Source organism: Microbacterium sp. 20-116, assembly GCF_041079415.1.
Classification (GTDB): domain Bacteria; phylum Actinomycetota; class Actinomycetes; order Actinomycetales; family Microbacteriaceae; genus Microbacterium.
Genome location: NZ_JBFYGP010000001.1, coordinates 816386 through 825241 on the forward strand (window position 1 = coordinate 816386; position 8856 = coordinate 825241).

The following is an 8856-nucleotide window of genomic DNA, read 5'->3' on the forward strand; positions in this document are numbered from 1 at the left end:
GCCGGGGATCGGGGCGGGCCGAACTCCGGAGACTCCGACGCGCGCGGCGCCTCGGCGGCCGGGCGCGCACGCCGGGGCCGCGCGTCCGATGCGCGACTCAGGAGTTCGGCACGCCCCGGGCAGGTCAGCCGCGGCCGGCGTCCTCCGGCGCCCGGGCCTGCTCGAGTGCTGCCAGCACGGCGGGTAGCAGCGCCTCCGCCGTTCGGCGGTACCCGAGGGCGCTGGGGTGGAAGCGGTCGACGCTGAACATCTCGTCGGGGCGCTCCGCGAACACCGGCCCCACGGCGCGCGCGAGCCCGACCACCCGGCCGCCCGCACGGTGAACGGCGGTCGCTTGGGCCGCGGCCAGCTGCCGAGACGACCGGGCGGCGAGCGCGCGCAGCGGCTGCGGGATCGCGCGCAGGGTGCCGAGGTCGGGGCACGTGCCGACCACGACGGGCACGCCGCGGGCGCGCACGACGTGTTCGAGCTGCCCCGCCGAACGGGATGCCGGGATCCGGTGCGTCACGTCGTTGCCGCCCACGACGATGACGGCGGCATCCGGCCGATACTCCGGGGGGAGCGAGGCCACCTGTGCAGCGAGGGCCGAGGTCTCCGATCCGACCACCGCGGCGGTGCGAAGGCGCACCGGTCGCCCTGCCTCTCGAGCGATGCCCTTGGCGAGCCGCGCCCCGAGCGTGTCGCGCCGGTGGCCAGCGCCGAGCCCCGCGGCGATCGAGTCACCGAGCACGAGCAGCTCGACCGGCTCGCCCGGGTGCTTCTTCCGTCGCCACACCCGGTCAGCATCGAGCGCCTGCTCGCCGAGGGGCTTGCCGATGCGGCGACGGGCGATCGCGGCCTGTCGGGTGATGAGGGTGCGCAGTCCCACCGCCCCCGCTCCGGCGAGCGCCACCACGGACGCCGCCGTCAGGGTCACCGGTCGACGCGCGCGCATCCTCCGATGACACCCGCCCGCGGTGAACGCCGGGTGGCCGGGCCGTGACGCTCGGACGACGGCGGCTTCCTGGCATCGACCGGAACGGTGCCGTCGAGCTAGAGCGACACGCGGCGCCCCCGCGCGCGCAGCGCCATGGCGAGAACGAGCACCGCCACGGCGAGCGCGATGTCGAGGGCGAGTCCCGCGAGCAGCTCCGTTCGGCCCCCGACACCGGTGAGGGTGACGACACCGCCGATGACGATGACACCGAACGACAGGGCGAGCTGCTGGGCGGTGCTGAACATGCCGCCCGACAGGCCGGCGGCCTCGACCGGAACCTCGCGGACCACGAGCTGGGTCAACGGCGAGAAGATGAGCGCCTGACCCGCTCCGAGCAGCACCAGAGCGGGCTGCAGCCACAGACCGATGTCGTTCCCCCACGCGAAGACGAGGGTCGCGGCCATCCCCGCGAGCGCGACGATCTGCACCGAAACGCCGAGGACGAGCGTCGAGTCACCGAGCCGAGCCTGGATGCGCGCGACGGCGAGTGAGACGCCCGCGAACACCACGGCGAAGGGCAGCAACGCCATCCCGGCCTCGAGCGAGCTCAGTCCCCCCGCTTCGACGGCTCGCGGGAAGACGTACAGCAGCGCCGAGTACCCCGCGAAAAAGAGACCCGCGGCGAGGAGGCCCAACTGCAGGGGACGCAGCCTCAGCACGCTCGGCGGCAGCAGCGGCACCCGTCCGGATCGCTCGATCGCGTTCTGGTGCTTCCACATCGCCACCAGGGACACGGCCGCGATCACCAGGGCCACCGCCACCGGCCACGACCAGTTCCAGACCGGCCCGAAGGTCAAGGCGACGGAGGCGGCGAGGATGCCGAGTCCCAGCGCCGCCGTGCCGACCAGGTCGATCGCGACGACCTCGTGCGCGCGAGAGCGCGGCGCCAGGGGGGCGAGGGCGATCGCGGCGACGGCGATGAGGGCGACGACCACGAACACGGCACGCCACCCCTCGACCGGACCGAAGGAGAGCGCCGCCAGGGCACCGCCCGCGACCTGACCGACGGCTGCGCCGATCCCTCCGCTCGCCCCGAACGCGGCGATCGCGCGCGTGCGGGCGGCGCCCTGCGAGGTCGCCTGGATCGTCGCGAGCACCTGCGGCGTGCACAGCGCTGCGCCGACACCCTGCACCACCCGGGCGGCGATCAGCGTCTCGATGGAGGGCGCGAGAGCGCACGCGACCGCGGAGACGAGGAACAGAGCCATCCCCACCACGAACAGCCGGTGCCGACCGAAGCGGTCACCGAGCCTCCCGCCCAGGATGAGCAGGACGGCGAAGGGGATGCCGTATCCCGCGATCACGAGTTCGAGGGCGACATCCCCGGCGCCGAACCGCTCGCGCAGGGTCGGCAGGATCACCGTCACCGCGTTGAAGGCGAACGTCCCCACGCCGGGGCCGAGCAGGAAGCCGAGATAACGCCAGGTGGGTACCTCGACGACCGTTCCCGGGCGGATCGGCACGGGGGCGGTCCCCGAGGCGGGGTGTGCGGAAGTCGTCATGGTGCCAGCATGGAGATCGATCCATCCTGGTACCAGGAGTGCGCTCATCCTGGTACTGCCAGCACTCCCCTGCGGCGGGCGGGAGGTCGCACGCCCGTCCTATGATCGCCGGAGAGGGAGGGATGCCGTGACTCGATCCGACGATGTCCGCGCCGAATTCGCGGGGTTCCTGCGCAGTCGGCGAGCGCGCCTGCGTCCCGCCGACGTCGGGCTGCCCGAGGGAACACGGCGCCGCGTCGCGGGCCTTCGCCGCGAAGAAGTCGCCCAACTCGCCGGAGTCGGCCTCACCTGGTACACCTGGCTCGAACAGGGTCGCCCGATCGCGGCGTCCGCCCAGGTCGTCGCAGCCATCGCCCGCGCGCTCCGCCTGAGCGACGACGAGCGCGATCACCTGTTCGCCCTCGCCGACCTCCCCGTGCCAGACCGCGAGGCGCGGCACTGCGTCGGTGCGACCCACCTCGACCTGCTCGAGAAGCTCCTGCCCTACCCCGCGGCCGTGCAAACCGCGCGTTTCGACATCCGCGCATACAACCGCGCCTATCGGTACCTCTTCGACGACCTCGACGACATGCCGGCCGAGCGACGCAATTGCGCCGTGCTGCTCTTCACCGACTCCGAGTGGCAGCGCTCGCACGTCGACCTCGACCACGCTCAGCGGCGGATCGCGGCGCGCCTCCGCGCCGCCTACGGCCGCCACCACGAAGAGCCCTCGTGGCAGCGCTTCATCGCCGAGTTCGAAGAAGAGTCCCCGCGCTTCGCCGAGCTCTGGCGTCTGGGCGACGTCGGGGGCGAGCGCAATGCCAACAAGCACCTCCTGCATGCCCGCGTCGGCGAACTGCACCTGGAGATGTCGAGCCTGTGGATCGACGACGGACTCGGCTCTCGCGTCGTGTGGTTCTCTCCGCGGGATGCCGAGACAGCGGCGCGCCTGGAACGCCTCGCCGCCGAGAGCCCGACGGAGGCGTTGATCAGCGCGGTGGCCTGACGCCGGCCCGCGAGACCCGGAGCGCTCAGCGGCGTCGGGGTCCCGGCATCCGTCGACCTCCCGCTCTCACGAGAGCGGCTTGATCTCCAGCGTCTCGGGCGTCGTATCGACGTTCACGGTCGCGAACGACGCGTAGCCGTCGGCGGTGGAGCGCTCGAGCAGGGCCTTCATGTTCTTCGGCCGCTGCTCGACGCGTACGCGCGCTCCCCCGCCGATCAGGGCCGTCTTGAGCGACAGCAGTTGGGCGAACGGCACATCGCGGTCGTGCACGAGGACCACGGAGCGCTCGCCTTCGCTGCCGGTCTCGGGCAGCAGGTCGACGATGCGCTCGAAGCCGATCGAGAAGCCGACAGCCGGCACCTGCTGGCCGAGGAAGCGGCCGATCATGCCGTCGTAGCGTCCACCGCCGCCCAGCGAGTAGTCGACGCTCGGGTGGGCGAGCTCGAAGATCGTGCCGGTGTAGTAGCCCATGCCCCGCACCAGGAAGGGGTCGAAGACGAGCGGCACCTCTCCACCGCGTGCCGCGGCGACGGTGTCGCCGAGGTCGACGAGGTGAGCGACGATCTCGTCGGGGATGCCGTCGGGCAACGTGGCGCGGATGCCTGCCTCATCGAACGACGGGACCGACGCGGGACGGTCGAGGTACGCCGCGAAGGCGTCCACGGCGGACGCGTTCACGCCGCGTCCGCGGAGCTCGGCGACGACTCCCGAGGGACCCACCTTGTCGAGCTTGTCGATCGTGATGAGAACGCCCGGTCGCTGGTCCGGCGCGAAGCCGAACACGTCCAGCATCGAGTCGAGAGCGCGACGATCGTTGACGCGGATCGATCCGCCCACGAGCCCGAGCGCGTCGAGCACGTCGAGGCTCGCGATCATGAGCTCGGCTTCGGCCCGCGCCGACGCGTCGCCGATGATGTCGATGTCGCACTGCATGAACTGGCGGTAACGCCCCTTCTGGGGCCGCTCGGCGCGCCACACCGGTGCGATCTGAACCGACCGGAACACCGTCGGCAGCTGCGCGCGGTGGGTTGCGTAGAACCGGGCGAGCGGGACCGTGAGGTCGTAGCGCAAGCCGAGATCGGCGAGCGCCGCTTGGTCATCCGCGGCGGCGCGGATGCCGTCGGCATCCATCCCCCGCTTGAGGATGCTGAACGAGAGCTTCTCGTTGTCGCCGCCGAGGCCGGCGTGAAGGCGGTCGTAATCCTCCATGACCGGGGTCTCGATCTCGTCGAAACCGTGCGCGCGGTAACGCTCGCGGATGACGGCGAGCACGCGCTCGCGGCGGGCCTTGTCTGCGGGGAGGAAGTCGCGCATGCCGCGCGGCGGGTTCACGGATGCCACGAGTCCATTGTTCCAGGGTCGGGGCGATGCTCCGCGCGGGCCCTGTTTCCGCGGCGGCGCGGCCGGGGGCCGAGACGCCGACGACAGCCACTCACCGCCCGCGAATCACTTACCCCGACGCGGCCTCGCCGCGTCCCTCGGCCGCGCGCACCTCGGCGCGCAGTGTCCGCAGACGCTCCCGCAGCGCGCGTTCGGCGTCCCAGCCTCGGGCGCGAGCAAGCTGCACGAGAGTCAACAGAGCGTCGCCCAATTCGGCCTCGCTCACGGGGTCCGCCAGACGATGCGGCGGCGCCTGCGCCCCCACCTGCGCCGCCTTCCCCACCAGCTTCTGCGCCAGGGCCAGGGCGGGCATGTGGTCGCTGACCCCGTCGAGCACACTGGTGCGTGTGCTCTTCTCGGCCGCCTTGGCCGCGTTCCAGTGCACGAGGACTTCCTCGGGTGTGAATGCCACGGCATCCGCGAATACGTGCGGATGCCGCCGCACCATCTTCTCGGTGAGTCCCCGAGCCACGTCGTCGATGTCGAAGGGGTCGCTCGCGTGTCCCGCGGCGATCTCCGCGTGGAACAGCACCTGCCACAACAGGTCGCCGAGTTCCTCGCGCAGGTCGGCGCGCGTGCCGGACTCCACCGCGTCGATGACCTCCGCGCTCTCCTCGACCAGGTACGGCACGAGGTCGCGGTGGTCGATCGTCTGGGTCCAGGCGCAGCGTTCGCGCACCGCGCGCATTGTCTCGGCTGCCTCCCGCAGGGCGTCGTCACTCACGGTTCCTCCCTCCGCGGGCCGGACGGCACCGCTCGCCACGAGTATCCCCCGGGAGGACGCTCACGCCCCCCCGGCATCTGCCATGCGGTCATCTGCTCCGCCGGCTTCTCGCCGAGTGAACGCCCCCGGCCGTCGATGCGCGACCCGTCGCCCGGACGCGCTTCCTCCCCGTAACGCCCCTCGGTGCGTCGTTGAAGCCGGAGATTTCCGGATGCCACGCCCCCGTCGCCTCGATTGCTGCGGTCCTGACGCCTCGCGACCGGAGAAACTCCGGAGTTCGGCGCGCGAAACCGACGCATGCCGTTACACGTGAATCGGTGCACGCTCGACGCCGATAATCTGGGGCGTGTGCGTGAACTGACCCCGACCGAGGCCATCGACCTCGTGGGCCGCTTCGAAGCGGGCCAGGAGCTCCCCGAGCAGATGCGCGCCGACGTGCGCCTGCTCGGATCGCTCCTCGGCCGCGTCCTTCAGGAGAGCGGCTCCCCCGGACTGTACGACGACGTCGAGCGCTTGCGCTCGGCGACGATCCAGGCCTACACCGACGAAACGCCCGAGGCGTTCGAACGCGCCGCCGCGATCGCCGACGGTTTCTCGATCGAGCGAGCCGACGAAGTGGCGCGGGCGTTCACGGCCTACTTCCACCTCGTCAACCTCGTCGAAGAGCACCAGCGCGTACGCGTGCTGAGAGAGCGCGGCGATCAACCGTCGCGCAGCGGCGTTCCCGACACCATCGCGAGCGCCTTCGAGCGTCTCGCGACCGAGGTGGGCCAAGAGACCGCGCTCGCGCGTCTCCAGGCCCTCCGCTTCCACCCGGTCTTCACCGCCCACCCCACCGAGGCCCGCCGTCGCGCCATCTCGACCAGCATCCGGCGCCTCTCGGAGCTGCTCTCGGAGCACGACGACGCCTCCGAGGGAGGAACCGAGAGCCGTCGCACGGAACGCCGGATGCTCGAAGAGATCGACACGCTGTGGCGCACCGCTCCTCTGCGGCGCGAGAAGCCCTCGCCCGTCGACGAGGTCCGCTCGGTCATGTCGGTCTTCGACGAGACCCTGTACACCGCCGTGCCCCGTGTGTACCGCCGCATCGACGACATCCTGCAGGGCGAGAACGCCGGATCCCGCGCCCCGATCGTGAAGCCGTTCGTGCGCGTCGGCTCCTGGGTCGGCGGCGACCGCGACGGCAACCCCTTCGTCACGGCATCCGTCACCCGCAAAGCCGCGGCGATCGCGAGCGAGCACGTCCTGCTCGGGCTCGAACGCACCACTCAGCGTGTGGGCCGAGGTCTGACGCTGGATGCCGAGAGCACCCCGCCCAGCGATGCTCTGATCGCTCTCTGGCACCGTCTGCGCGCCGCCGACGAGGACGCCGCGGCCGAGATCGCCGAGCGCTCGCCCGACGAGCCGCACCGCCGGATCCTGCTGCTGCTCGCACGCAAGATCGCCGCGACGCGCACGCGCAACGCCGACCTGGCCTACCGCGACCCCGAGCACCTGCTCACGGACCTGCGCCTGGTGCAGGACTCGTTGGTCGCCGCTGGCGCCGCCCGTCAGGCGTACGGGTCCCTCCAGCGTCTCGTCTGGCAGGTCGAGACGTACGGCTTCCACCTCACCGAACTCGAGGTGCGCCAGCACTCCGCCGTGCACCGTAAGGTGCTCCAGGAACTCCGATCCGGCGGCGCGCGGAGCGAGCAGACCGACGAGGTGCTCGAGGTCTTCCGCTCGATCGCATACGTCCAGGAGCGATTCGGCCCCCGCGCCGCCGGTCGCTACATCGTCTCGTTCACCCAGTCGGCCGAAGACCTGGCGAATGTGCACGAGCTGGCCACCTACGCGGTGGGCCCCGGCGAAGCCCTCCCCGTTCTCGACGTGATCCCGCTGTTCGAGACGTTCGCCGACCTGCAGGCGGCCCCCGGCATCCTTGCCGAGATCGTTTCGCACCCCTCGTTCGTCAGCCGACTGGATGCCACCGGCAGACGCCTCGAGGTCATGCTGGGGTACTCCGACTCCTCGAAGGACGTCGGCCCCGTCGCAGCCAACCTCGCGCTGTACGAGGCGCAGGCCGAGATCTCTACGTGGGCTGAGGCGGAGGGCATCGAATTGACGCTCTTCCACGGTCGCGGTGGTGCTCTGGGCCGTGGTGGCGGACCGGCGAACTCCGCCATCCTCGCGCAACCCCCGCACTCCGTCGACGGCCGGTTCAAGCTCACCGAGCAGGGCGAGGTCATCTTCGCCCGTTACGGCGACGCCGATATCGCGATGCGTCACATCGACCAGGTGGCGGCTGCCGTACTGACGGCATCCTCTCCCTCCATCGAACGACGCAATCGCGGCGCGGCAGAAGCGTTCGCGGATGTGGCGAGCACGATGGACGTCGCCTCACGCGAGCGTTTCTTCGCCCTGGTGAAGGCGCCCGGCTTCGCGCCGTGGTTCGCCACCGTCACGCCGATGGAAGAGCTCGGACATCTCGCCCTCGGATCCCGCCCCGCCCGCCGCGGTCTGTCGGTCGAGTCCCTGGAGGACCTCCGCGCCATCCCGTGGGTGTTCTCATGGACGCAGGCGCGCATCAACCTCGCCGGCTGGTTCGGTCTCGGCACCGCGCTCCAGGCCGTCGGCGACGAAGAACGTCTCCGTGACGCGTACGAGCAGTGGCCGTTGTTCCGCACGATGATCGACAACGTGGCGATGAGCCTCGCGAAGGCCGACGAGCGCATCGCGCGCCGTTACCTCGCTCTCGGCGATCGAGACGATCTCGCTCAGCTCGTCATGGACGAGATGCTTCTGACGCGGTCGTGGGTCGAGCGCATCACCGGCGGCGATCTGCTGAGCAACAAGCCGATCCTCCAGCGTGCGGTGAAGATGCGCAGCCCCTACGTCGACGCCCTCTCGCTGCTTCAGCTGCGAGCTCTGCGCGCCCTCCGCGACGCGGACGCCGACAACCCGACTCCGGATGCGGAACATCAGCGCCTCCTGCTCCTCTCGGTGAGCGGAGTCGCGGCCGGTCTGCAGAACACCGGCTGAGACAAGATCCCTCGCAGAACGCGCCGGCTCCCCTCGCGGGAGCCGGCGCGTTCTGCGTTGACGAGGCGATTCCTCGAGGTGCTCCACCGGTCCGAACCCGTCGGCGAACCACGACGCGAACGACCTCGCGTGTGCCTCGATCGAACGCACCCGCGGCGCGGAGGATGAGTGGAGAATGTCGACGAGACGAGGGCCGGGGCATGGCCAGCCCCGTCACCGTGGATGGCACGCAACCACAGGTAGCGAGCACGCGGCAGGCTCACATGCG

Annotated in this window: 6 protein-coding genes; 2 read left to right on the plus strand and 4 right to left on the minus strand. The window is 71.1% G+C overall.

Going from position 1 to position 8856, the window contains the following annotated elements:
• Positions 1–124: 124 nt before the first annotated feature.
• A complete protein-coding gene (locus AB6V29_RS03995) occupies positions 125–934 on the minus strand; it encodes an SGNH/GDSL hydrolase family protein (protein ID WP_369357139.1) in 810 nt (269 codons plus the stop codon).
• Between the two features lie 98 nt (positions 935–1032).
• A complete protein-coding gene (locus tag AB6V29_RS04000; protein ID WP_369357140.1) occupies positions 1033–2478 on the minus strand; it encodes an MFS transporter in 1446 nt (481 codons plus the stop codon).
• Between the two features lie 127 nt (positions 2479–2605).
• Here AB6V29_RS04000 and AB6V29_RS04005 point away from each other — a divergent pair, with 127 nt between their 5' ends.
• Positions 2606–3463: a helix-turn-helix transcriptional regulator gene (locus tag AB6V29_RS04005; RefSeq protein ID WP_369357142.1), complete on the plus strand. Its 858-nt coding sequence runs from the start codon at positions 2606–2608 to the stop codon at positions 3461–3463.
• A gap of 66 nt (positions 3464–3529) precedes the next feature.
• Here AB6V29_RS04005 and hisS read toward each other — a convergent pair whose 3' ends face one another.
• Together hisS and AB6V29_RS04015 are read right to left on the minus strand one after the other, a co-directional pair.
• The gene (gene hisS / locus AB6V29_RS04010; protein ID WP_369357171.1) at positions 3530–4777 is read right to left on the minus strand and encodes a histidine--tRNA ligase; all 1248 of its coding nucleotides are present in this window, start codon (positions 4775–4777) and stop codon (positions 3530–3532) included.
• A gap of 136 nt (positions 4778–4913) precedes the next feature.
• Positions 4914–5531: a MazG family protein gene (locus tag AB6V29_RS04015; RefSeq protein WP_307317976.1), complete on the minus strand. Its 618-nt coding sequence runs from the start codon at positions 5529–5531 to the stop codon at positions 4914–4916.
• 384 nt (positions 5532–5915) lie between these two features.
• Here AB6V29_RS04015 and AB6V29_RS04020 point away from each other — a divergent pair, with 384 nt between their 5' ends.
• Positions 5916–8588 carry a phosphoenolpyruvate carboxylase gene (locus AB6V29_RS04020; RefSeq protein ID WP_267786820.1) on the plus strand — a complete coding sequence of 891 codons (2673 nt, stop codon included), beginning with the start codon at positions 5916–5918 and terminating at the stop codon, positions 8586–8588.
• Positions 8589–8856 lie beyond the last annotated feature (268 nt).